Raw genomic sequence first — 23,062 nt, forward strand, 5'->3', positions numbered from 1 at the left:
CAGGGCGCCACGGGTCCAGGAACGGCGCGGCCCCACCGCCAGTCTCCTCGACGGTGGGGCCGCAGTGGTGTCACCGGGGTTACTTGACCTCGCTGCGCATGACCAGGCGCAGTCCGATGAGAGTGGGGATGACCAACCAGACGAGCCCGGTGACCCCGAGCTGCGCCCACTGCTCTCCCGTGGGCGTCTCGTCGAAGAGCACCATCTGGGCGGACTGGAAGTCGATCCACCCGTGGATGTCGTGGAACCAGTCCTGGAAGGCCCACAGGATGCCGAAGATCGTCGGGAGCATGAAGCTGTAGACGAAGTAGCCCACGATCGCGCCGGCCGAGTTGCGCATCAGCACGCCGAGCATGAAGCCGATGAGCATGCCGAGGACGTTGGCGAGGACGATCAGGCCGAGTTGGCCCACGCTGATGTCCCAGACGATGTCGACACCGTTGAGGGTGGCCCCGAGTACGTTGCCGAGGGCGCCGATGGTCATCGCGACGAACATGGAGGCGATCCCCACCCCGAGGATCACGATCAGCTTGGCGGCGATCACGCGACCGCGGCTGGGGACGAGGGTGAAGGTGGTCAGTCCGGTGCGCTGGCTCCACTCACCGGTGACCGACAGGATCGCCACGATGGGGAGGATCACGGCGATCGGGAAGCCGATGGCCGTGGAGTAGCTCTCGTAGTTCTGGGCGCTGTCCGGCGCGAACAGGATGGTCGCCAGGCTGGCCAGGACTGCAGCGATGCCGATGCTGGCCATCAACCAGAATCCGGCACGGGTGTCGAACATCTTGCGCAGCTCGGTGTCGAGCAGCCTGGTCATGGGGATGGGAGCGGGGGCTCGCGGCGTACGCCGTTCCCTGCGGTGCGCCGGGCGGCTGCGGTGGCGACGGTGCTCATGCTGCGGCTCCTTCGGTCGTGTCGGTGTGTCCCTCGCGCTGGGAGGCGGCCGTGAGCTCGAGGAACATCTCCTCGAGGCCGGCGCCGTCGGCGGGGCGGAGTTCGGTGAGGGCGATGCCGGCGGCCAGTGCGATCTGTCCGACGGCGGCGGGGTCGGCGTCGGTGCGCACTGCGCCGTCGATGGAGACGGTGGCGGCGATGCCCTTGTCGGCGAGCGCGCCGTGCAGTGCGCTCGCCTCGTCGGCGCGGGCGAGGGTGCCGGCCGCGGCCAGCAGTTCCTGCTTGCTGCCCTGGGCGACGATGCGTCCCTGTCCGATCACCACGAGGTCGTCGGCGATCACCTCGATCTCGTGGAGGAGGTGCGAGGAGAGCAGCACGGTGCCGCCCTGGTCGGCGAAGCCGCGCAGCAGGTCGCGCATCCAGCGGATCCCGGCCGGGTCGAGACCGTTGGCCGGCTCGTCGAGGATGAGCACCTCGGGGTCACCGATCAGAGCGGTGCCGATGCCCAACCGCTGCCGCATGCCCAGCGAGTAGTTGCGCACTCGGCGGTCCGCCTCGGTCGCGGTGAGGCTGACCTTGGCCAGCGTCTCCTCGACGGCCGACTTCGGGAGGCCCATGGTGCGCTGGGCGATGGTGAGGATCTCGCGTCCGGTACGCCCGGCGTGCTGGGCGGAGGCGTCGAGGAGCACCCCGACCTCGCGGCCGGGGTTGGGGAGCTCTGCGAAGCGTCGGCCCAAGATGGTGGCCGAGCCGCGGGTGGGCGGCGTCAGGCCGACCAGCACGCGCATCGTGGTCGACTTCCCAGCCCCGTTGGGGCCGAGGAAGCCGGTGACCCGGCCCGCTTCGGCGGTGAAGGACACGTCGTCGACGGCGGTGAAGTCGCCGTAGGTCCTGGTGAGGGATTCGATGGTGATCATGGCCATCAGCCTCCTGGAGTTCGGAGGTCGGGCGCATCGGGGGAACTGCTGGCAACAACCCTGAGATCCCCCCGGGGTCCCTCAGGGGTCGAGCTGCTCCCGGGGGTCGAGCTTGTCGAGACCTGCTCGTGCTGTGATCTCGACAAGCTCGATCACCGAGTTGCGGGGGTGGGGCTGCTCCCGGGTGTCGAGCTGTCTTGCGGAGGTCGAGCTTGTCGAGACCTGCTTGTGCTGTGATCTCGACAAGCTCGATCACCGAGCGGGCTCGATCACCGAGGGGTGATCACTGCGGGGACGGCAGGTCCGAGAGCATCGACTCCAGCTCCTCGAGCTGCTTCAGGGTGTCCTCGTCGAGACCGAAGTCACTGGGGTCGAAGTCGGTCGGGAAGTCACTGGGGTCGAAGGACGGGAAGTCGCTCGGGTCGACGCTCGGGAGGTCGCTGGGGTCGAACGACGAGGGGACCTCGCTGGGATCGGCGTCCGTCGAGGGCGTGGTCGCCGAGCCGCTGCAGGCCTCGTACTGGTAGGTGAAGAACGCCTGGATCGCTTCCTGGTCCTCGCGAGGAATGTCTTGGAACTCTGTGCCCTCAAGATCGTCGGGGAGTCCACTGAGTCGATCAGCTCGATGTAGATCTCGAAACCCTTCCGGGCCTCGGTCGGGATGTCCTCAGGGGTACCCACGTCCTTGATCTCCTCGATCAACTCCTTCGCCTGCTTGAACTCCTTTTCGTCCTCCTCGTCGAGATTCTCGATCGCGCTCCACTTGTTGCAGAACTCCTCGACGGAGGCGCTCGTGGGGGAGCCGTCGGCCGACTTCTTGTCGTCGTCGTCGCCACCGAGCACGAGTGCGGCGGCAATGCCTCCGCCGACGAGCAGGAGCACCACCACGCCGATGATGATCGCGACCTTGGCGTTGAAGCCACCCCCGCCGCCGTTCTGGGGGAGGGGGCCCCACGGCTGGTCGGGACCGCCCGGCCCGCCGGGAGGTGGACCCCACTGGCCGCCCTGCCCACCGGGAGGCGGACCCCACTGGCCGCCCTGGTCACCGGCGGGCGGTTGCTGCCACTGCTGTTGGGGGCGCCCGGCGGCGGCCCCCAGGCGGGCTGGCCCTGACCGGGCGTCGGGTTGCTGCCGGACACCATGGTGGGTGCGTCACCCGCGGGAGGTGCTGCGGCGGCGAAGGGATTGCCACAATTGGTGCAGAACGGGGTGGCACCGGCGCGAGGAGCGCCGCAGCGGGGGCAGGTTTCCTGGGTCATGACCCAAGCGTGCCATGGGAAAGACTCGCTGAAACCTCGTGACACCGGGTGATGGCCGCAGGCTTCCTGAGTCACGTCCGAAGCGGGCCAGCCTGCGAGGGGACCAGAACCCCACCGCCGATTGCATGGTTATGCATGGTCATGTATATAGTTGAGGCGTGTCCAAGGTTCTCACTTCACTGCCCGTCGGCGAGCGCGTCGGCATCGCCTTCTCCGGAGGTCTCGACACCTCCGTCGCCGTTGCCTGGATGCGCGACAAGGGCGCCGTCCCGTGCACCTACACCGCAGACATCGGGCAGTACGACGAGCCCGACATCGCCTCGGTGCCGGAGCGTGCGACGGCGTACGGCGCCGAGATCGCCCGTCACGTCGACTGCAAGGCCGCCCTGGTCGAGGAGGGGCTCGCAGCCCTGGCCTGCGGTGCCTTCCACATCCGCTCCGGCGGTCGTGCCTACTTCAACACCACGCCGCTCGGTCGCGCGGTCACCGGCACGATGCTGGTGCGAGCGATGCACGAGGACGGCGTCGACATCTGGGGCGACGGCTCGACGTTCAAGGGCAACGACATCGAGCGGTTCTACCGCTACGGGCTGCTTGCCAACCCGGACCTCCGCATCTACAAGCCGTGGCTTGACGACGCCTTCGTGACCGAGCTCGGTGGCCGTGCCGAGATGAGCCAGTGGCTGGTGGAGCACGACCTGCCCTACCGCGACTCCAAGGAGAAGGCCTACTCCACGGACGCCAACATCTGGGGTGCGACCCACGAGGCCAAGACCCTCGAGCACCTCGACGTCTCCCTGGAGACCGTCGAGCCGATCATGGGAGTCAAGTTCTGGGATCCGTCGGTCCAGATCGAGACCGAGGACGTCGCGATCTCCTTCGAGCGGGGCCGTCCGGTCGCGATCAACGGCCAGCGCTACGACGACGCGGTCGCACTCGTCCACGAGGCCAACACCATCGGTGGTCGCCACGGACTGGGCATGTCCGACCAGATCGAGAACCGGATCATCGAGGCGAAGTCGCGCGGCATCTACGAGGCGCCGGGCATGGCGCTGCTGTGGATCGCCTACGAGCGCCTGATCAATGCCGTCCACAACGAGGACACGGTCGCGCAGTACCACAACGAGGGCCGCAAACTCGGCCGGCTCCTCTATGAAGGTCGTTGGCTCGACCCGCAGTCGTTGATGATCCGCGAGTCGATCCAGCGCTGGATCGCGTCGCTGGTCACCGGTGAGGTGACCCTGCGGTTGCGTCGTGGCGAGGACTACACGGTGCTCCGCACCTCCGGCTCCAACTTCTCCTACCACCCCGACAAGCTGTCGATGGAGCGCACCGAGAACGCCGCCTTCGGCCCCACCGACCGCATCGGCCAGCTGACCATGCGCAACCTCGACATCGCCGACTCCCGCGAGAAGCTCGAGCAGTACGCCGAGCAGCCGCTCAACCAGGGCCAGGTGCTCGTCGAGCACGGCGTCCTGCTCGGTGAGCTCCCTGCAGGTGGCGCCGACAAGATCACCGCCAACCCGGCTGTCGAGGGCGACGAGGAAGCGGCGCTCGACAACGCCGCGATGGAGTTCGGCACCGACTGAGTCCCGATCCAGGCTGAGATCCGTCTCGGCTCCCGCCCCCGGAGGCGCGCGAGCGCGCACCAAGGGGTGGACCGCGCCCGGGCCGAGAAGGCCCGGGCGTTAGTGTCTACAGCATCTCAATCCACGACCGTTCAGCGAGGAAACCGCCCGTGAGCAAGCCCGTCGTTCTCATTGCCGAAGAGTTGAGCCCCGCCACTGTCGAGGCGCTGGGGCCGGACTTCGAGATCCGCAACTGCAACGGTGCCGACCGCTCCGAGCTGCTCCCGGCCATCGCAGACGTCGACGCGATCCTGGTCCGCTCCGCGACCAAGGTCGACGCCGAGGCGCTGGCCGCGGCCAAGAAGCTCAAGGTCGTTGCCCGTGCCGGCGTTGGCCTCGACAACGTCGACGTCCCGGCCGCCACCCAGGCCGGAGTCATGGTGGTCAATGCGCCCACCTCCAACATCGTGTCTGCGGCCGAGCTCGCCGTTGCGCTCATGCTCGCCGCAGCCCGCAACGTGAGTCCCGCGCACGCCGCACTGCGCGATGGCCAGTGGAAGCGCAGCAAGTACTCCGGCATCGAGCTCTACGAGAAGACCGTCGGCATCGTCGGCCTCGGCCGGATCGGCGTGCTCGTCGCCCAGCGCCTCAGTGCCTTCGGCATGAAGGTCGTGGCCTACGACCCCTACGTGCAGGCCGGCCGCGCCGCCCAGATGGGTGTGCGTCTCGTCGACCTCGACACCCTGCTCGCCGAGGCCGACTTCATGAGCGTGCACCTCCCGAAGACCCCCGAGACCGTCGGCCTCATCGGTGCCGAGCAGCTCGCCAAGGCCAAGTCGAGCCTGGTGCTTGTGAACGCTGCCCGAGGCGGCATCGTCGACGAGGTCGCCCTCTACGACGCGCTCAAGGAGGGCCGCATCGCCGGTGCCGGCCTCGACGTGTTCGCCAAGGAACCCTGCACCGACTCGCCGCTCTTCGAGCTCGAGAACGTCGTTGCCACTCCGCACCTCGGTGCTTCGACCGACGAGGCGCAGGAGAAGGCAGGCATCGCGGTCGCGAAGTCGGTCCGTCTGGCGCTCGCCGGCGAGCTCGTTCCTGACGCGGTCAACGTCCAGGGCGGCGTCATCGCCGAAGACGTCCGTCCCGGGATTCCGCTCACCGAGAAGCTCGGTCGGGTCTTCACCGCGCTGGCCGGTGAGGTCGCCCAGAGCATTGACGTCGAGGTGCGTGGCGAGATCGCCGAGTACGACGTCAAGGTGCTCGAGCTGGCTGCCCTCAAGGGTGTCTTCACCGATGTCATCGAGGACGCCGTCTCCTACGTCAACGCGCCGTTGCTCGCCACCGACCGGGGCATCGACGTACGGCTCGTGGTCGAGAGCCAGAGCCCCGACCACCGCAACCTGATCACGCTGCGCGGTGCGCTGGCCGACGGTTCGCAGGTGTCGGTCTCCGGCACCTTGGCCGGCCTCGCCCAGAAGGAGCGCCTCGTCGAGGTCAACGGCTTCGACCTCGACCTCGAGCTCACCGACCACCTGGCCTTCCTCCGCTACGAGGATCGCCCCGGCGTCGTCGGCACCTTCGGTGGCGTGCTCGGTGAGTCGGGCGTCAACATTGCCGGCATGCAGGTCTCCCGGGACGCGAAGGGTGGCCAGGCACTGGTGGTGCTTGCCGTCGACTCCGAGATCCCGGGGAGACCCTGACCGCCATCGAGGCGGCGATCGACGCCTCGAGCGTGCGTGGCGTGAACCTGGTCTGACCCACCGGACAGGTGGCCCGGAAGAGGGGATCGGAGCGGCGGGAGACCGCCCTCCGATCCCCTCTTCCGTCTCGTGCTGGTTGCGCTCCGAACCTCGAGCACGAGAGGGTTGAGTCGACCGCCGCGGGTCTGATTCGGCACATGCTGGTTACCGGGAGCCACAAGGAGACGAGATGACCGCGAGACGTAGACGGATGACGGGCAGCGTGCTGATCGCGCTCGCCGTGCTGGGCGTGAGCACGATGACGGCCTTTGCCGATTCGCCACGCAACAGCGTCCAGGCGCCCACCGGGAGCGGTGTCGTCGGTCCGCCCCCGAGAGTGCGGGCGTGACTGCCGCGAAGTCTTCACGCTCCATGGTGGTCAAGGGGCGCACCAAGCAGAAGCGCGCAGTGGTGCGGATCAAGGGATGGAAACCCAAACGTGCGAAATGGGTACTGCTCAAGAAGGTCCGAAGCAAGAAGCACAAGTTCAAGACGAGAGTGTCCCTCCAAGGAGTGGGCAACCGGCCGCTCAAGGTGAAGCCGCGCAACCAGAAGGTGCGCAGGGTGCCGGTGACGCCCGCGGTCACGCCCTCCGACGACTGTGGAAGCCGTCTGGAGAAGAGCGATGGCACGTTGTGGACGTGCACCTTCTCCGACGAGTTCGAGGGCAGCGGGCTCGACCGCACCAAGTGGATGCCCCAGACGACGGGCTACACCACCGGTGACGACACCAACTTCGCCTGCTACAAGGACGACCCTGCCAACGTCTCGGTTGCTGCCGGCTCCTTGAAGCTCCGGCTCACCAAGGGGCCCGTCGAGCCCTGTCCCGGCCTCAAGGGACGGGCCACTGGTTTCTCCTCCGGATCGGTCTCCACCTACCGTCTCTTCTCTCAGAAGTACGGCCGATTCGAGGCCCGCACCCGCAACACGGCCGCGAATGTCAGCGGCCTGCACGAGGCATTCTGGCTCTGGCCCGACGACCGCGTGGTGGACGTGAGCAAGTGGCCCGACTCCGGTGAGATCGACATCGCGGAGACCTATTCCAGCCACGCCAACCTGGCGATCCCTTTCCTGCACACGTCCTGGGATCGGATCCTGGGCCTGATTCCGTGGGAGCTGGGCCACCTCGCCACCAGCAACACAGCCTGGACCTGCCGGGCGCAGCGCGGCGTGTGGAACACCTACGCGGTGGAGTGGTCGGCCAAGAAGATCGAAATCTTCGTCAACGGCAAACTCTGCCTGCGCAACATCGCTGGGGACAGTGCCTTCCAGGAGCCCTACATCATCGCGCTCACGCAGGGTATCGGTGGCGACCAGAACAGGTACACCGCGGCGACTCCGCTGCCGGGCACCTATGAGGTCGACTACGTCAGGGTCTGGAAGTGAACCGTGTGTGATCGGACGGGTACCGCTCGAGGCAAGCAAGTCTGACCGATCGGACAGGGCAGGGTGACCGGCTCGGGCCAAATGGGCGGTGCCGGGTCGCCGTGCTGCGGGGCCGGACGATAGAACTGTCCTCAGGATGCCGGAGGCATCCTGAGGACACCGTCGTCCTGACCAGCTGCACCGAGGCGACCTGGGATCGGCCGAGGGGTCGGGCTCCGAGGCACTCGTGTTCCGGTTCGGTCCCGCGGAGGGAGCGGGATCGCCCCGGACGAGATGTGGCGGTCGGACGGCGGTGTGCTTCTTGGTGTAGACCTGTTCGGGTGACCATGCCGCCCCTGCTCGTCGACCTGTCTCCGATCGCGCAGTTGCGCGCGGGCCGTCTGGCGCGCCGCCTTCCGCAACTCCTGGTCGGCCTGTGGCTCTACGGCGCCTCACTCGCGCTCATGGTCCGTGGAGACCTCGGCCTGGCTCCGTGGGACGTGCTCCACAGCGGACTGATCCGCCATCTCCCCGTGACGCTCGGGCAGATGGTGATCATCGCCAGCATCGTCGTGCTGCTGCTGTGGATCCCGCTCCGGGAGAAGCCGGGGATCGGCACGGTGGCCAACGCGCTCCTCGTCGGCATCTCCGCCGACGTCACCTTGTCGCTGCTGGACCGCCCCGACGACATGGCTGCCCGCGTGTCCCTGATGCTGCTCGGCGTCTTCCTCAACGGCGTCGCCACTGCGCTCTACATCGGTTCCCAGTTCGGCCGCGGTCCGCGAGACGGCTTGATGACCGGCCTCGTACGTCGTACCGGCTGGCGGATCGCTCCGGTGCGGACCGGCATCGAGCTGAGTGTCGTCGTCCTCGGAGTGGCGCTGGGCGGAGCCCTGGGCGTGGGCACCGTCCTCTACGCCTTTGCGCTGGGGCCCCTGACGCAGTGGATGCTGCCGGTCTTCGTGGTGCCGTTGGTGCTCGACGTCCGTACGCCGGAGCTCGATCCCTGATCGGGTTCAGCGCCTGGTGGCGACGACCACCGAGGCGTCGGGGGCGATCATCAGCTCGACCGCAGTGAACCGCTCGTCGGTCAGCCACTCCTCGCGCAGCGTGTCCACGCGACCGCCGGAGATCGGTGGCCACATCTCGCAGGGCACGAAGTCGTCGAGCACCACGATGCCCCCGGGCTCGACGAGATCGGCGATCTTGTCGACCGTCACCTCCGAGGGGATGCCCGAGTCGATGAAGAGCAACGAGAACGGCGCGTGGTCGGCGAGGTTGGACCAGTCGGCGGCCAGTACCTCGACCTGGGGATCGTCGACGAAGATGTCGGCAGCGGCTCCTGCCAGCAACTGGTCGAGCTCCGCAGAGATGATCCGCGCGCCGTCGCGCACACCCGAACGCAGCCAGGCGGTCCCGACGCCGGCACCAGTGCCGAACTCGGCCAGGGTGCCCCCACGGGTGGCGGCCAGGGTGGCCAGCAGTCGTCCGGTCTCGTTGCGGCAGAAGGACACGTAACCGGAGCGCCGCGAGACGTCGAATGCGCGGGAGACGATCTCTGGCAGGTCGGGGGGCGCACTCATGGTCCGAGTCTCCCAGCCCGCCGAAAGCCGTCTTGCCATCCGGACGGTTTCGGGGAACCTGCGGACACGGCGGGTGAACGTGGCCTAACCTCGTCGCATCATGCGGAGCGTCAACGTATTCATCGACTGCCGCGGCGAGGCCTGAGGAAGGCCACCTCGCCGCGGTGTTCGGCGTTGCGGGCCTTCCATCCGTTGTTGATCAGCCATCTGATCCGACGTCGAGGACGCACCGCGACCGCATCGCACACCTGACCGTGCCCGCTCCCGCTGGGCATCGCAGGGTGCTCCTCGACCTCGGGTCGCCCAACCCGAAACCTTGAGGAGTGAAGTGCGATGTATGACATGTATCCAGAGTGGGGCCCGGCCATGCACAACCCGGAGAACCCGCGGAGCCACGAGGCGGTCCAAGCCGCTCTTGACCTGCGAGACAACGGCGCTCAGAGGCCGGACGACAACTAGGCTCTGAGACCATGACGAACTCAACTCCCAGCACCGGCCAGGTGCAGCTCGCCGTCATCCCGGGCGACGGCATCGGCCAAGAGGTCACCGTCGAAGCACTCAAGGTGCTCGACGTGGCCGCGCCCACCGATGTGACCTTCGCGCAGACCCGCTACGACCTGGGTGCTGAGCGCTACCTGGCCACGGGCGAGGTGCTGCCGGACTCCGTCCTCGAGGAGATCCGTGGGCACGACGCGATCCTGCTGGGAGCCGTGGGCGGCAAGCCCAACGACCCGAACCTGCCGCCGGGCATCCTCGAGCGTGGTCTGCTGCTGCGGATCCGCTTCGAGCTCGACCACTACGTGAACCTGCGGCCGTCGCGGATCTACCCCGGCTCCGTACCGCCCCTGTCAGAGGCCGTTCTCGGCCAGGGTCCCGTCGACTTCGTCGTGGTCCGTGAAGGCACCGAGGGGCCCTACACCGGCAACGGTGGCGCACTGCGGGTGGGCACGCCCGCCGAGGTCGCCACCGAGGTCTCGGTCAACACGGCCTACGGCGTCGAGCGGGTCATCCGCGACGCCTACGCCCGTGCCGAGCGTCGCCCCCGCAAGCACCTCACCCTGGTGCACAAGACCAATGTGCTGGTCAACGCCGGCTCGGTCTGGTGGCGTCTGTTCGAGGAGATCGGCCAGGAGCACCCCGACGTCACGTGCGACTACATGCACATCGACGCGGCCATGATCCACATGACCACGAACCCACAGCGGTTCGACGTGATCGTCACCGACAACCTCTTCGGCGACATCATCACCGACCTGGCCGCTGCCGTCACCGGTGGCATCGGCCTGGCCGCGTCCGGCAACGTGAACCCCGACCGGACCGCCCCGTCCATGTTCGAGCCCGTGCACGGCTCGGCTCCCGACATCGCCGGCCAGCAGATCGCAGACCCCACCGCGGCCATCCTGTCCGCCGGTCTCCTGCTGGACCACCTCGGTCACCCCGAGGCGGCGAAGCGCGTCGAGGACGCCGTGCTCGCAGACCTCGCTGCCCGCGACGCCGGTCAGCAGCGCTCCACCTCCCAGGTGGGCGACTCGATCGCCAAGATCGTCGCCGCCGGCTGAGTCCCACCAGCCACTGGAGTAGTCAAGATTCCCCGCCCGGGCGGGTAACTGGGAGCTTGTGGGCCGTAGCTACGGCCCACAAGCTCCCAGTTCCGCCACAAAGTCCTCAACGAAGGTCGGATAGTTTGATGTCCATGGAGATCAGCATCACCCGCAACCCCCACCCGGTCGACGACGCCCGCTTGGCGGAGATCCTGGCCGAGCCAGGCTTCGGGGTGCACTTCACCGACCACATGTTCACCGTGGAATGGACGCCGGAGCGCGGCTGGTACGACGCCCGGATCACCCCCTACGGTCCGCTCACCCTGGACCCGGCCACCGCCGTCCTGCACTACGCGCAGGAGACCTTCGAGGGCATGAAGGCCTATCGACACGAGGACGGCTCGATCTGGTCGTTCCGTCCCGAGGCCAACGCCGAGCGGATGCTCCGTTCGAGCCAGCGCCTGGCCCTTCCCGAGCTGCCGGTCGAGGACTTCGTCCGGGCCGTCGACGCGCTCGTCGAGATCGACGAGCGCTGGGTGCCCGACGGTGCAGGAGAGAAGAGCCTCTATCTGCGGCCCTTCATGTTCGCGAGTGAGAAGTTCCTGGGAGTCCGGCCCAGCCAGCACGTCACCTTCATGGTCATCGCCTCACCCGCCGGCTCCTACTTCAAGGGCGGCGTGAAGCCGGTGTCGCTGTGGCTGACCGAGGACTACACCCGTGCCGGCCGCGGCGGGATGGGCGCGGCCAAGACCGGCGGCAACTACGCGAGCTCCCTCGTCGCCCAGCAGCAGGCCACGGCCCAGGGGTGCGACCAGGTGGTCTTCCTCGACGCCCAGGAGGGCAAGTACGTCGAGGAGCTCGGCGGCATGAACATGTACTTCCTCTACGCGGACGGCAGGATCGTCACGCCGGAGACCGGGACGATCCTCGAGGGGATCACCCGTGCCAGCATCATCGAGCTGGCCGGCCGCCTCGGCCACCCGGTGGAGGAGCGGAAGATCCCCATCGACGAGTGGCGCGAGGGTGTGCGCGACGGCTCCATCAAGGAGATCTTCGCCTGCGGCACCGCGGCGGTCATCACGCCGGTCGGACGCCTGATGTGGGACGGGGGAGAGGTGCCGGCCGTCACGGAGGGCACCGGTGAGCTCACCGGCAGGATCCGCGAAGGCCTGGTCGACATCCAGTTCGGCCGTGCCGAGGACTTCGCGGGTTGGATGCACCGCATCCTCTGACCGGTCGTCAGCGCCCGTCGACTTCGCGACACCCGGCCGCTCCGTCTCCACGAGATGGGGCGGCCGGGTAACGTTTGGGCGTGACTGCCGCCCCTGACGACCACGCTCCGCCGAGCGAGCTGTGGGTCGGTCCCTACCGGCTGCTCACCCGCATCGGTGAGGGCGGCATGGGCGTGGTGCACCTCGGACAGCGCGCCACCGGCGAACGGGCCGCGATCAAGGTGCTGCGCCCCCACGTGGTTCCCGACGACGAGGCACGCGCCCGTCTCGCGCGTGAGGTCAACTCCCTCGGCCTGGTCCGCAGCCCGCGGGTGGCCGAGGTCCTCGATGCCGACCCGTGGGGTCCGATCCCGTACGTCGCCACGCGCTACGTGCCGGGCCTGCCACTCCACCGCCACGTGCAGGAGGAGGGCGCCTTGGGCGGCGCCGACCTGGGGCGCTTCGCGGCCGCATTGGCCGAAGCGGTCCAGGCCGTGCACGAGGTCGGGGTACTGCACCGCGACATCAAGCCGTCCAACGTCCTCATGGAGGGCCGCAACCCGGTGCTCATCGACTTCGGACTGGCCCGCCTCGATGACGACATCTCCGTGACCCGCACCGGCTACCTCCTCGGCACCCCCGGCTACCTGGCGCCGGAGATCCTCTTCGGGGAGAAGCCCACCCCGGCCTCCGACGTGCACTCGTGGGCAGCGACCGTGGCGTTCGCTGGCCTGGCGCGTCCGCCCTTCGGGTCGGGCCACGCGCTGCTCGTGATGGACCGGGTCCGCAACGGCCAGCACGACCTCGACGGACTCGACGGTGACATCGGTGCGTTGCTGCTCGCCTCGCTCGACCCCGATCCGGTGCGGCGTCCCGATCTGGCCTCGGTCCTGCGTGCGCTCGGTGCCGATCCGGCGCCCGCCCACGACATCCCCTTCACGCTGCCGTTCGCCGCGGTGCCGACGATCGCGCCGCAGGGCCCGGCTACGGCGGCGGCAGCGGGCCCCCTCGCCCCTCCGACCCTTGTCGATCCCCAGACCCTCGTCGATCCCGACCGCCAGCAACCTCCGGCGGCTCCGATGGCGGCGCCCACGCGCCAGCCCTATCAGCAGCCGCCGCAGGTCTCGCAGCCTTCGCGCCCTCCCCAGCAGACGGCGTATCCGCAGACGCAGCCCGGACCGACCCGAGTGGGGTTGGCGGAGCGACTGCGCCGCGGTGTCCTCGGAGGTGGGGCCGTCCTCGCGACGGCAGCTGCCATTGCCTGGGCGCCGTGGGTGATGACGGTGGTCCTGGTGGCAGGGGTGTGCCTGCTACGCGCGGGATCGTTGGCCGGCTCGACCTTGGCCGAGAAACGCCGGCTCCGCGGCCGCAAGTGGTACGACGGCACGGTCGCGACGATGACGGCGCCATGGCACTTCGCGGTCTCCCTGCTCGGGACCGGTGCGCTGCTGGTGTGGGCTGCGCTCCTGGCGGCCTGCGCGCTGCTGACCATGCTCGCGCTCGGCGCCGCCGATCACGTGGCACTCGGGGTCTCGGGCGTGGTGTTCGTCGGCTCGTTGTGGACCGGGCCGGGGTCATCACGAGTCAGCGCGCCGTTGCGCCGGGTCGGCGTCGTGATGGCACGTCAGCCTCTGCCGTGGGCACTCTGGAGCGCCGTGCTGCTGCTGGTGGCGGCGGGCGCCTTTGCCGGCGCCATCGGCGAGATCAACTGGGCGCCGGCGCCGGAGTCGCCGTGGGCGGAAGGAACGTGGCTCGGTCGCTGGCTCTGAGCCCCCGGAGACAAGTGGGCCGGGTCCATGGCAGACTCAGTGTCGTGAGCACCACGATCATCATTTCCTAGCGCGTCAGGCACAGCCCGACGCGCAACCTCTCGTTCTCGAGAGGTTTTTTGATTTCCAGGCACTGCACCGACACCCGAAACGAGACCACCGATGGATCTGCACGGCTCCTTCCACGTCTACGACACCACGCTCCGCGACGGCGCCCAGCAGGAGGGGCTGAACCTCTCCGTCGCCGACAAGCTGACGATTGCGCGGCACTTGGACGGGCTCGGCGTCGGGTTCATCGAGGGTGGTTGGCCGGGGGCGAATCCGAAGGACACCGAGTTCTTCCGCCGTGCGGCCGGCGAGCTCCACCTGGAGCACGCACTGCTCGCCGCCTTCGGCTCGACGCGCAAGGCCGGTGTCGCGGCGGCCGACGATCCCCAGGTCGCTGCCTTGCGTGACAGCGGGGCACCCGTGGTCACCCTCGTGGCGAAGTCGCACGACCGACACGTCCAGATGGCCCTGCGCACCACGCTCCAGGAGAACCTGGCCATGGTCCGCGACACGGTCTCCCACCTGCGCGCCGAGGGCCAGCGGGTCTTCCTCGACGCGGAACACTTCTTCGACGGCTATCGGGAGAACCGTGCCTACGCCCTCGAGGTGCTCCGCACGGCCGCCGAAGCAGGCACCGAGGTCGTCGCCCTGTGCGACACCAACGGCGGAATGCTGCCTCCGTGGGTTGCTGATGTGGTGCACGACGTCATCGACACCACGGGGGTTCGGGTCGGCATCCACTGTCACAACGACACCGGCTGCGCGGTCGCCAACAGTCTGGCGGCGGTCGACGCGGGTGCGAGCCACGTGCAGGGCACCGTCAACGGCTACGGCGAGCGCACCGGCAACGCCGACCTCGTCACGGTCGTCGCCAACCTGCAGCTCAAGCTCGACCGGCAGGTGCTCCCCGAGGGACTCCTGGCAGACGCGACACGCATCGCCCATGCCGTCGCCGACGTCACGAATGTGCCACCGGCCTCGCGTCAGCCGTACGTCGGCACGTCGGCATTCGCCCACAAGGCGGGGCTGCACGCCTCGGCGATCAAGGTCGATCCGTTCCTCTACCAGCATCTCGACCCGATGGAGGTCGGCAACGACATGAGGTTGCTGGTCTCCGACATGGCGGGCCGGGCGTCCATCGAGCTCAAGGCCCGCCAACTGGGCTTCGACCTCTCCAGCGAGACCGACGAGGGCAGAGCGGTCATCACTCGCGTCACCGACAGCGTCAAGGAGAAGGAGGCGCGCGGCTACACCTTCGAGGCAGCGGACGCGTCCTTCGAGCTGCTTCTGGTGGAGGAGGTCGAGGGGCACCCAGTGAGCTTCTTCGACGTCGAGTCGTGGCGGGTCATCACCGAGACGGTCGACCGCGTCGTACCCGACGAGGAGGCCGTCTCCGAGGCCACCGTGAAGCTGCATGCCGCCGGGTCCCGGATCATCAGCACGAGTGAGGGCAACGGTCCCGTCAACGCGCTCGACCACGCACTGCGGCAGGCGATCGGTCAGGCCTATCCCGAGGTCGCGAAGTTCGAGCTGATCGACTACAAGGTGCGGATCCTCGACCAGGGCCACGGCACTGATGCGATCACCCGGGTGCTCATCGAGACGACCGACGGCACCACCTCGTGGGTGACCGTGGGCGTCGGGCACAACGTCATCGAGGCCTCGTGGGAGGCACTCGTCGACGGCTTCACCTTCGGACTGCGTCACCGCCAGGGGTGAGGAGGATCAGAAGTCGTTCTTCCTGATCCTCATGGCCAGTGCAAAGTCCTGGTGGGCCCAGCGCAGGTAGTCCTGCACCTTGTCCTCGTCGGCGTTCTTGGGAGCCGTGACCGCGGTGAGGACGACAATGCGCTTGACCCGGGAGATCCGCCAGCCACCCTTCTCCCAGTCCTGCCAGACGGCGTCCCCGTCGATCGTGAGCAGGGTGTCTGCGTCCTTCCGCTTCTCCACCTTGCGTGCGGCTGCCCGGGTGTCCATCCGCAGGAAGAAGTGGGTGATCGTCACCTTGTCGCGCTCGTTGACGTAGGTGGCGGTGACGGCGCGTGCGCAGCCGATGTCGTCGAGCTGGGTGTCGGTGGCGATCTCAGCGCAGTCGGCATGGTCGCGCGCCACCACGGCGCGTGCGTTGTAGACGTTGCCCTCCCATTTGAACTCCCAGTCGTCGCGGTACTCGGACGCCCGCGGAGAGCCGCGCCACTTCTCCGTGGGTACGCCGTCCCCCGGCGCTGCGGGGCCGTCCGGGCCCGCGTCGGAGGAGGAGAGCGGGTCGGTCGGCTCGATGTTTCCCGAGTCGGAGGGTGGTGCGGGGTCGGTGGCCGACTGGTCCCCGGACGGCTCGGAGGTCTTCTCCTCCTTCTTCGCATCGCCGTCACCGTCGCCTCGGGTCAGGGCGATGGCGGTGCCACCACCGGCCACGAGGAGCACCAGCACCACGACCAAGGCGATGATGCCGCTGCGTCGGCCGCCCCCGGTCGGCGGCGTCGGCTGCCAGGGGGCCTGCGTGGGATCGCCGCTGGGAGGGCCGTAGGGGGAGTTGCCGTAGGGCGAGGTCCCGGGCCGTTGGCCCGACGGAGGGCCCCAGCCGGTGGGCGGTTGCTGACCGGGCGGTCCCCAGCCGGTGGGCGGTGGACCGCCCTGCCAAGGTTGTTGGCCGGGGGAGGACCGTAGGGGTTCGGTTGCTGACCGGCAGGCGGTTCCTCGGACGACATACGTGGGACTCCGGTTCGGTGGGAGGGGACGATGCACCTTCTACCACCCGCAACGGTGGTTCATGCCTCCCGGTCGGTGATGCCGCGTGCGTGCAGCGCGTCGCCGGTCTCGAGTGCCCGGGCGACCACGCGCACCACGAAGGGCGTGAGATAGGCACGCGGATGCTTGCTCAGTCCCCGCGCCCGTGCGGCGTCGCGGGTCTCCAGCGCCAGTGTGACCGTGCCGGGGAGGGCGCCGATCGCGAGGGAGAAGGCGAGCGCGACCTTCTCCGGATCCACGCCGATGCGACGGAACGGCTGCAGCCACCGGACGATTGCGTCCAGCATCGCGTTGACGGCCGTCGTGGAGGTCACCACCACGGCAGCAAGAGCCAGGGCGACGAGGTCGACGAGGGTCTCGACGGCCTTCTCTGCGCCGTACCACCACCATTGGAAGGCAGCGACGAAGACGGCCAGGAGAAGGATCGCCCGGGCCGCCCGCCAGAGGTGGCGCAGCGGCACTCGGGCGATCGCGGCCAGCGTCAGTGCGAAGGCGAGGAAGAGGAACGAGGCGCGCGCGTCGCGCACCAGCACCACGGTGAGGCTGAAGACGCCCAGCGCCACCACCTTGAACCCGACGGGGAGCCGGTGAAGAAGGGTGTTGCCGGGGCGGTGCAGCCCGATCAGGACCTGGCTCACTGCGCCACCAGGCCGCGGTAGTGCGCGACGGCTTCGTCCGCGTCCCCGTCGAAGACGACCTCTGCGTGGTCGACCACCAGCGCCCGGTCGCAGCGTGCCGCGAGCTCGAGGTCGTGGGTGACCAACAGCAGTTGCTGGGACAGTCCGAGCAGGAGGTCACCGACGCGGCGGGTGTTGGCGAGGTCGAGCAGCGTGGTGGGTTCGTCGGCGACCAGCACGCTCGGCTCCACCGCGAGTACCCCAGCCAGGGCGAGCATCTGCTTCTGGCCGCCCGACAGTGAGTGCACGGAGTTGTGGGCATGGTCGGCGAGGCCGAACTCGGCGAGGATGTCCATCGCCTTGTCGCGTCGCGCGGCGGCCGAGCGGACGGTACGACGCAGCGACAGCTCCACGTCCTCCACACAGGTGGGCATGACGAGCTGGGCCGCGGGATCGGTGAAGCAGAAGCCGACGGTCCTGCGCACAGCGGCCGCATCACTTCGCACGTCGAGGCCGTTGACGCTGACGGTGCCGGAGCTGGCACCGACCAGTCCGTTGACCATTCTCGCAAGGGTGGACTTGCCGGAGCCGTTGGAGCCGATCACGGCGACCCGCTGGTCACCGAGGGTCACGGTCGTGGGGAGAGCAGCGTGCGGTCGCCTGCCCCGGAGGAATCGGGGACGACGACCGCGGCAGCGTTGAACTCGATCACTTGCTGCGTTCACGCTCCAGCAGGCGCGGGAAGGCGCGGTGCACCTCGGCCGCGATCAGTGCGGTGAAGGTGGTCTTCACGAGGTCTCCGATCCAGAACGGCGTGTCCCAGGTGAGGGCCTGGTGCCACGAGACGTCGAAGTAGAGCTTCATGCCTGCGATGCCCAGTGGGTGAATCACCAGGATGCTGGCGGTGAGTGAGCACGCGAACACGATGAGGGCGCTGGTGCGTCGCGACCCCGCGACGTACTTGACCAGGAATCCCGCGAGTGCCGCGGCGAGGGGGAAGGCGTAGAGGTAGCCGGCACTGGCGCCGGTGAAGGTGCCGAGGCCGGACGAGTGCTCGGCGAAGACCGGCAGGCCGATGGCACCCAGGCCCAGGTAGAGCGCCACGGCGAGGAAGCCGCGAAGGGGGCCGAGAAGGCAGCCGGTGAGCATCACCGCGAAGGTCTGCAGGGTGATCGGCACTCCGCCACCGCCCACGGGCACGGCACCGATGTAGGCGCACGCCGAGATGAGTGCCGCGAAGGCCGCGATCAGGGCGATGTCGGTGCCGGACGAACGCGTGCTGCGCATCGGTGCGACCTTCGTCTCGACGGTGCCGGCCTCGGCCGGGTTGCTGGTGCTGGTCATGTGATCCTGCCTCACGGGAGCGTCTGAACGGTGTTCAGTGAACGGTGTTCAGGGTAGGGTCAGGAGTGCGATCCGGTCAACCGAGACTCGGGTCACACGAAGGTGGAGGAGGGCGCGTGGATCGTCGCGACGTGGTCGACAAGGCGCTGGAGGTGTTGTCGGTGGTCGGGCTGCCCGACCTGACGATGCGTCGACTGGGTGCTGAGCTCGGAGTGCAGCAGAGCGCGCTCTACCACCACTTCGCCAACAAGCAGGCGCTGTTGGGGGCGGTTGCCGACGAGATCGTCGCGCGTGGACCACGTCCGTCGGGGGAGGGACTCGACGACTGGGCCGACCTGGTCCGGGAGCGGTGTGCCGACCTGCGTGGCGCGGTGTTGGCCTATCCCGACGGTGCTGACGTGGTGGCCTCGATGTTCGCCTTCGGGCTGGGGGTGCGGAGCCGTTCCGGGAGCTCGTGGAGATCCTGGGGAAGTCGGGTCTGGCCGATGTCGTCGTCGAACCCGCGGCGCGCACCCTCCTGCACTATGTCTACGGCCACGCGGTGGCGCAGCAGGCCCATGAGCAGGCTGCTCGGCTGGGAGCGATTCCCGCGGAGGCATTGCCCGAGGACTTCGGGATCGGGCTGGATCTGGTGGTCGACGGGATCCGCGCACAGCTGGCTTGAGATGCGCTGGCTCACACTCTGGTCAGGCCGCTGAGGCTTGCCTTTCCTTTCTTGAACGATTCCAAAAAGAGGGGAAGATGTGGTCATCACCGAGAGAGAAGGACAGGTTTGATGACCCAGACGTTGAAGCACACCTCCCACCCGGCATTCCAGGGTTCGAAGCAGTTGGCGAGCCACCTCCAGCAGATGCTGGTCGACCTCACCGACCTGCACCTGCAGGGCAAGCAGCTGCACTGGAACGTGGTCGGCAAGAACTTCCGCGACACCCACTTGGTGCTCGACGAGGTCGTCGATGCGGCCCGCGGGTTCGCCGACGACATTGCCGAGCGCATGCGGGCGGTCTACGCCATCCCGGACGGCCGCGCCGCCACCGTCGTTGCGCAGTCGAGCCTGCCCGACGTGACCGCCTACGAGATCGACACTGCCGACACCGTCGACGCGATCGTCGCCTCGCTCTACGCCGTCGCCGGCACCGCTCGCCGGATCCATGACGACGTCGACGCCGAGGACCCGACCAGCGCCGACATGTTGCACGCGATCCTGGAGCGGATCGAGCAGCTTGCGTGGCTCATCGACTCCGAGAACCGCGTCGCCAACAGCGGCAGCCCGCGTCAGGTCCGGCCCTGACGCTTCCCCTTTCCGGTGGTGCTCACGGACGGCCGGCGTGCTCCAGGGCGCGCCGGCCCGTCCAGGAGACCAGCACCGCCAGGGCTGCCGCGCCGACGGTGACCGCGTACGCCGGTCGGTGGCCTCCGAGGTCTGCCATCTGACCCGCGACACTGGCGCCCAGCGCATAGCCCAGCACCGTGGCGGCAGCGAGCTGTGTCATGACTGAAGCAAGCCGCCACGGGGGTGTGATCCGCTCTCCCAGGGTGAAGGTCGTGATCATGTAGGGGGCAACGCTGATGCCCAGCACCAGCAACGCCGGCACGAGGGTTGCGACCGAGCCGACCAGGAGCAGCGGCAACGCGAGGACGAGCAGGCCGAGGGCGAACCAGCGCAGCCGGTCGGGCAGGCCGAAGCGCTCCGGCAACGCGGCGACCGAGAGTCCGGCGATGACGCTGCCCACTCCCAGCAACGCGTGCAGGAACCCGGTCAGGCCGGGCTGGCCGGCGTCGGTGGCGAGCACCGACGTACCCGTCTGCACGGAGCCGAAGATCGCGCCGATGGCCAACTGGCTCAGGCACAGCGACGCGAGGGGAGCGACCAGCGCGCTCCGGCGGCCTCGCCGCCGGTCGGCCCGTCGTGGGGCGGGGAGCGGTCGGGTGCAGGGCGAACCAGGTGCCGAAGAGCGCGAGCACGGCGCCTGCACTGGCGATCGCCGCTGTCGGGGAGACCAGCGAGACGCCGATGCCCACCAGCGCCGGTCCCACCACGAATGCCGCCTCGTCGGCCGCGCCCTCGTAGGAGAAGGCGGTGCTCACCAAGCGCTCCTGCTGCGGCTGCCCGTCCGTGATCGGTCGCCACCGCACCCGCGACATCGGCCCGACCTGCGGCAGCATCACGCCGGCAGCAGCGCTCGCGGCGGCCACCCAGCCCCACGGGACGTCGGCGTGGATGAGCGCGAGGATGCCCGCGAACCCGGCTGCGCCACCCAACGACTGCACCACCAGCACCGGGCGTTGGCCGACCCGGTCGGCGACCGCTCCCCAAGCGGGAGCGGTGAGCCCGTTGGCGACCGCGAGCGCGCCGGCGCTTGCTCCGCCGGCGCCATAGCTTCCGGTGGTGTCGCTGACCAGCAGCAGCACGCCGAGCTGGCTCATGGCCAACGGCAGTCGGGCCAAGAAGGCGCCGATCACGTAGCCCGGGCCCGTCAGGGCGATCAGGGCGCGATAGCTGGCAACAGCAGACACAGGACCTCCGGGGTCGCGGGGGCGCGTGTCTTCCCACCCAACAGACACGCTCAGAGCCCTGTGCAGAGGAGAATCTACACCTGAGGACAGGGGGCGCCGGCATCCTCGAGCGGGCAAAGCTCTGATGTGAGCCAGGGGTTCGTGTCCGCGCCTGACCCAAGCCCCCAGGTCACATCAGACGTTCCCACTCCGGGGCGCCACAGTGAGGAGTCGGTCGCACTCGTCGATCAGGCGCTGGCGGACCGGCGCCGAGCGGGCGGCGAACCGGCGCTGGTGCTCGGCGTACTCCCGCTTGCCCTCGGGCGTCTCGATCTTCACCGGAGTGAAGGTTTGCCCGTCGTGGTCGGTGAGCCCGCTCAGGTCGTAGGGCGCGGCGCGCATGTCGAGGGTGCGGATGTCGCGGGCGAGTTCGAAGCAGTCGGCGACCAGGTCGCTCGGCACCATCGGGCTGAGCCGGAAGGCGACCTTGTAGAGATCCATGTTGGCATGCAGGCAGGCCGGCTGCTCGAAGTCGACACGGTCCTCGCTGCGCGGACGCAGGGTGTTGAGCTCCACCGCCGTCGGTGTGAAGAAGCGATAGGCGTCGAAGTGGGAACAGGCGATCCGGTGTGACTCGACGACTTCATCGGTGCCCGTTGCACCGAGTCGCAGCGGCCAGTCGGCATGGCGGGTCTCGTCCTCGGAAAGTCGGTGCACCATTGCCCACTCGTGCAGCCCGAAGCATCCGAGGTTCGGCGTGCGGGAGGCCGTCGCGGCGAGCAGGGCCCGCGTTGTCCGGACCCTGCCGAGCTGCGCCGCGACGTACGCCGGATCGAGCCTCGCGTCGTCGCCTTCCGTCGTGTAGCCCTTGAGGTCGCGGTAGTGCTCGGCACCGCCCTCGAGGACCACACCCGGGCCGGGGTGCCAGCGGCGGAGCTGGGCGGGCCGGTGGTTGTAGTAGACGAAGAGGAAGTCGTGCACCGGGTGCTTCACGTGGTCCTTGCGCCGGGCCAGGTGGGAGGAGACGAAACCGTCCACGCGGGCCCCGTGTGCGCTCGCGTTCGCGCGCCATGTCTCCTCGGTCAGCCGTGCCCACTCCACGGGTCAAGGGTAGGAGAGTGGGGACGATAGGCTGGAACCCGTGCGCATCTGCAGATTCACCACCGGGGACGAGCCGCTCTATGGCGTCCTGACCGGGGAACTCGACCAGTACGGCCAGCCGGAGGAAGGCGCGGTCATCGTCGGCCTCGCTGGGGACCCGCTCTACGTGGGCATCAAGCTCCTGGAGCAGGAATACCGGCTCGACGATGTCCGGCTGCTTGCCCCGGTGCTGCCTCGCAGCAAGGTGGTGGCGATCGGCAAGAACTACGCCGCCCACGCCAGCGAGATGGGTGGCGAGGTACCGGCGGAACCGCTGATGTTCATCAAGCCCAACACCTCTGTCGTCGGCCCCGATGACCTGATCCGCTACCCGGCGCAGAGCAATGAGGTGCACTACGAGGGCGAGCTCGCCGTCGTGATCGGCCGCATCTGCCGCGACGTGCCTGCCGAACAGGCGACGGACGTGATCCACGGCTACACGATCGCCAACGACGTCACCGCCCGTGACCTGCAGCGCAGCGACGTGCAGTTCACCCGGTCGAAGTCGTTCGACACCTTCTGTCCGCTCGGCCCGTGGATCGAGACCGACCTCGACCCGCAGGCCTTCATCGACGGGGTGAAGATCCAGACCCACCTCAACGGTGAGGTCGTCCAGGACGGTACGACGGCCGACATGGTCTTCGACATCCCCACGCTGATCGCCCACGTCAGCAGCGTGATGACCCTCCTTCCCGGAGACGTCATCCTCACCGGCACCCCCGAGGGCGTCGGTCCCATGGAGATCGGCGACGAGGTCGAGGTCTCGATCGCCGGCATCGGCTCTCTCACGAACAAGGTGGCATCACGTTGACCAGCACGTCCA

The 23,062-nt window shown here is 68.7% G+C and carries 24 protein-coding genes; 13 read left to right on the forward strand and 11 right to left on the reverse strand.

Annotated features, from left to right (window positions below):
• Positions 1-79 precede the first annotated feature (79 nt).
• The 4 genes from L1066_RS02015 to L1066_RS02030 form a co-directional block, all read right to left on the reverse strand.
• Complete coding sequence (locus tag L1066_RS02015) at positions 80-817, reverse strand: ABC transporter permease (protein WP_235734708.1); 738 nt, start codon at positions 815-817, stop codon at positions 80-82.
• A gap of 73 nt (positions 818-890) precedes the next feature.
• On the reverse strand, positions 891-1,811 hold the full coding sequence (locus tag L1066_RS02020) for an ABC transporter ATP-binding protein (RefSeq protein ID WP_235734709.1): 921 nt from the start codon (positions 1,809-1,811) through the stop codon (positions 891-893).
• Positions 1,812-1,892: 81 nt separating this feature from the next.
• On the reverse strand, positions 1,893-2,057 hold the full coding sequence (locus tag L1066_RS02025; protein WP_235734710.1) for a hypothetical protein: 165 nt from the start codon (positions 2,055-2,057) through the stop codon (positions 1,893-1,895).
• A 90-nt stretch (positions 2,058-2,147) separates the two neighbouring features.
• The gene (locus tag L1066_RS02030; protein ID WP_235734712.1) at positions 2,148-2,696 is read right to left on the reverse strand and encodes a hypothetical protein; all 549 of its coding nucleotides are present in this window, start codon (positions 2,694-2,696) and stop codon (positions 2,148-2,150) included.
• Between the two features lie 532 nt (positions 2,697-3,228).
• Between L1066_RS02030 and argG the strand changes: the two genes are divergently transcribed.
• From argG to yczE, 5 genes are all read left to right on the forward strand, one after another.
• Positions 3,229-4,659 carry an argininosuccinate synthase gene (gene argG / locus L1066_RS02035; protein ID WP_235734714.1) on the forward strand — a complete coding sequence of 477 codons (1,431 nt, stop codon included), beginning with the start codon at positions 3,229-3,231 and terminating at the stop codon, positions 4,657-4,659.
• A gap of 149 nt (positions 4,660-4,808) precedes the next feature.
• Positions 4,809-6,338: a phosphoglycerate dehydrogenase gene (gene serA, locus L1066_RS02040; protein ID WP_235734716.1), complete on the forward strand. Its 1,530-nt coding sequence runs from the start codon at positions 4,809-4,811 to the stop codon at positions 6,336-6,338.
• Positions 6,339-6,567: 229 nt separating this feature from the next.
• Positions 6,568-6,726 (forward strand): hypothetical protein, encoded by a 159-nt coding sequence (locus tag L1066_RS02045; protein WP_235734717.1) that lies wholly within the window; start codon positions 6,568-6,570, stop codon positions 6,724-6,726.
• Positions 6,723-7,763: a glycoside hydrolase family 16 protein gene (locus L1066_RS02050; RefSeq protein ID WP_235734719.1), complete on the forward strand. Its 1,041-nt coding sequence runs from the start codon at positions 6,723-6,725 to the stop codon at positions 7,761-7,763. Before L1066_RS02045 ends, L1066_RS02050 begins: the two co-directional genes overlap by 4 nt.
• Positions 7,764-8,089: 326 nt before the next feature.
• Positions 8,090-8,752 carry a membrane protein YczE gene (gene yczE / locus L1066_RS02055; protein ID WP_235734878.1) on the forward strand — a complete coding sequence of 221 codons (663 nt, stop codon included), beginning with the start codon at positions 8,090-8,092 and terminating at the stop codon, positions 8,750-8,752.
• Between the two features lie 6 nt (positions 8,753-8,758).
• Here the strand turns inward: yczE and L1066_RS02060 are convergent, their stop codons facing one another.
• Entirely contained in the window at positions 8,759-9,325 is a 567-nt protein-coding gene (locus L1066_RS02060) for an O-methyltransferase (RefSeq protein ID WP_235734721.1), read from the reverse strand.
• A gap of 470 nt (positions 9,326-9,795) precedes the next feature.
• Between L1066_RS02060 and L1066_RS02065 the strand changes: the two genes are divergently transcribed.
• The 4 genes from L1066_RS02065 to cimA all read left to right on the forward strand — a co-directional run bounded on the left by L1066_RS02065 (position 9,796) and on the right by cimA (position 15,613).
• On the forward strand, positions 9,796-10,884 hold the full coding sequence (locus L1066_RS02065) for a 3-isopropylmalate dehydrogenase (protein ID WP_235734723.1): 1,089 nt from the start codon (positions 9,796-9,798) through the stop codon (positions 10,882-10,884).
• Positions 10,885-11,018: 134 nt separating this feature from the next.
• Positions 11,019-12,098, forward strand: coding sequence for a branched-chain amino acid aminotransferase (locus L1066_RS02070; RefSeq protein WP_235734725.1), 1,080 nt, complete (start codon positions 11,019-11,021; stop codon positions 12,096-12,098).
• Positions 12,099-12,178: 80 nt separating this feature from the next.
• Positions 12,179-13,846 (forward strand): serine/threonine-protein kinase, encoded by a 1,668-nt coding sequence (locus L1066_RS02075; RefSeq protein WP_235734726.1) that lies wholly within the window; start codon positions 12,179-12,181, stop codon positions 13,844-13,846.
• A gap of 162 nt (positions 13,847-14,008) precedes the next feature.
• Positions 14,009-15,613, forward strand: coding sequence for a citramalate synthase (gene cimA / locus L1066_RS02080; protein WP_235734727.1), 1,605 nt, complete (start codon positions 14,009-14,011; stop codon positions 15,611-15,613).
• Between the two features lie 6 nt (positions 15,614-15,619).
• Here cimA and L1066_RS02085 read toward each other — a convergent pair whose 3' ends face one another.
• From L1066_RS02085 to L1066_RS02100, 4 genes are all read right to left on the reverse strand, one after another.
• Positions 15,620-16,327 (reverse strand): hypothetical protein, encoded by a 708-nt coding sequence (locus L1066_RS02085; protein WP_235734728.1) that lies wholly within the window; start codon positions 16,325-16,327, stop codon positions 15,620-15,622.
• A gap of 335 nt (positions 16,328-16,662) precedes the next feature.
• Entirely contained in the window at positions 16,663-17,280 is a 618-nt protein-coding gene (locus L1066_RS02090) for an energy-coupling factor transporter transmembrane component T family protein (RefSeq protein WP_235734729.1), read from the reverse strand.
• Positions 17,277-17,891: an energy-coupling factor ABC transporter ATP-binding protein gene (locus tag L1066_RS02095; RefSeq protein ID WP_235734730.1), complete on the reverse strand. Its 615-nt coding sequence runs from the start codon at positions 17,889-17,891 to the stop codon at positions 17,277-17,279. The genes L1066_RS02090 and L1066_RS02095 overlap by 4 nt, the downstream gene beginning before the upstream one ends.
• Before the next feature lie 76 nt (positions 17,892-17,967).
• Complete coding sequence (locus L1066_RS02100; protein ID WP_235734731.1) at positions 17,968-18,603, reverse strand: biotin transporter BioY; 636 nt, start codon at positions 18,601-18,603, stop codon at positions 17,968-17,970.
• 116 nt (positions 18,604-18,719) lie between these two features.
• Here L1066_RS02100 and L1066_RS02105 point away from each other — a divergent pair, with 116 nt between their 5' ends.
• Positions 18,720-19,301 carry a TetR family transcriptional regulator gene (locus L1066_RS02105; protein WP_235734732.1) on the forward strand — a complete coding sequence of 194 codons (582 nt, stop codon included), beginning with the start codon at positions 18,720-18,722 and terminating at the stop codon, positions 19,299-19,301.
• 77 nt (positions 19,302-19,378) lie between these two features.
• Entirely contained in the window at positions 19,379-19,894 is a 516-nt protein-coding gene (locus L1066_RS02110; RefSeq protein ID WP_235734733.1) for a Dps family protein, read from the forward strand.
• A gap of 22 nt (positions 19,895-19,916) precedes the next feature.
• Here L1066_RS02110 and L1066_RS02115 read toward each other — a convergent pair whose 3' ends face one another.
• On the reverse strand, positions 19,917-20,441 hold the full coding sequence (locus L1066_RS02115; protein WP_235734734.1) for an MFS transporter: 525 nt from the start codon (positions 20,439-20,441) through the stop codon (positions 19,917-19,919).
• A gap of 242 nt (positions 20,442-20,683) precedes the next feature.
• Here L1066_RS02115 and L1066_RS02120 point away from each other — a divergent pair, with 242 nt between their 5' ends.
• Positions 20,684-20,983 carry a hypothetical protein gene (locus tag L1066_RS02120; protein ID WP_235734735.1) on the forward strand — a complete coding sequence of 100 codons (300 nt, stop codon included), beginning with the start codon at positions 20,684-20,686 and terminating at the stop codon, positions 20,981-20,983.
• Positions 20,984-21,294: 311 nt separating this feature from the next.
• Here L1066_RS02120 and L1066_RS02125 read toward each other — a convergent pair whose 3' ends face one another.
• Positions 21,295-22,200, reverse strand: a complete 906-nt coding sequence (locus L1066_RS02125; protein ID WP_235734737.1) for a 3-methyladenine DNA glycosylase — start codon at positions 22,198-22,200, stop codon at positions 21,295-21,297.
• Between the two features lie 40 nt (positions 22,201-22,240).
• Between L1066_RS02125 and L1066_RS02130 the strand changes: the two genes are divergently transcribed.
• Entirely contained in the window at positions 22,241-23,050 is an 810-nt protein-coding gene (locus tag L1066_RS02130) for a fumarylacetoacetate hydrolase family protein (protein WP_235734738.1), read from the forward strand.
• Positions 23,051-23,062: the final 12 nt, after the last annotated feature.

The organism is Nocardioides alcanivorans (assembly GCF_021555175.1).
GTDB lineage: Bacteria > Actinomycetota > Actinomycetes > Propionibacteriales > Nocardioidaceae > Nocardioides > Nocardioides alcanivorans.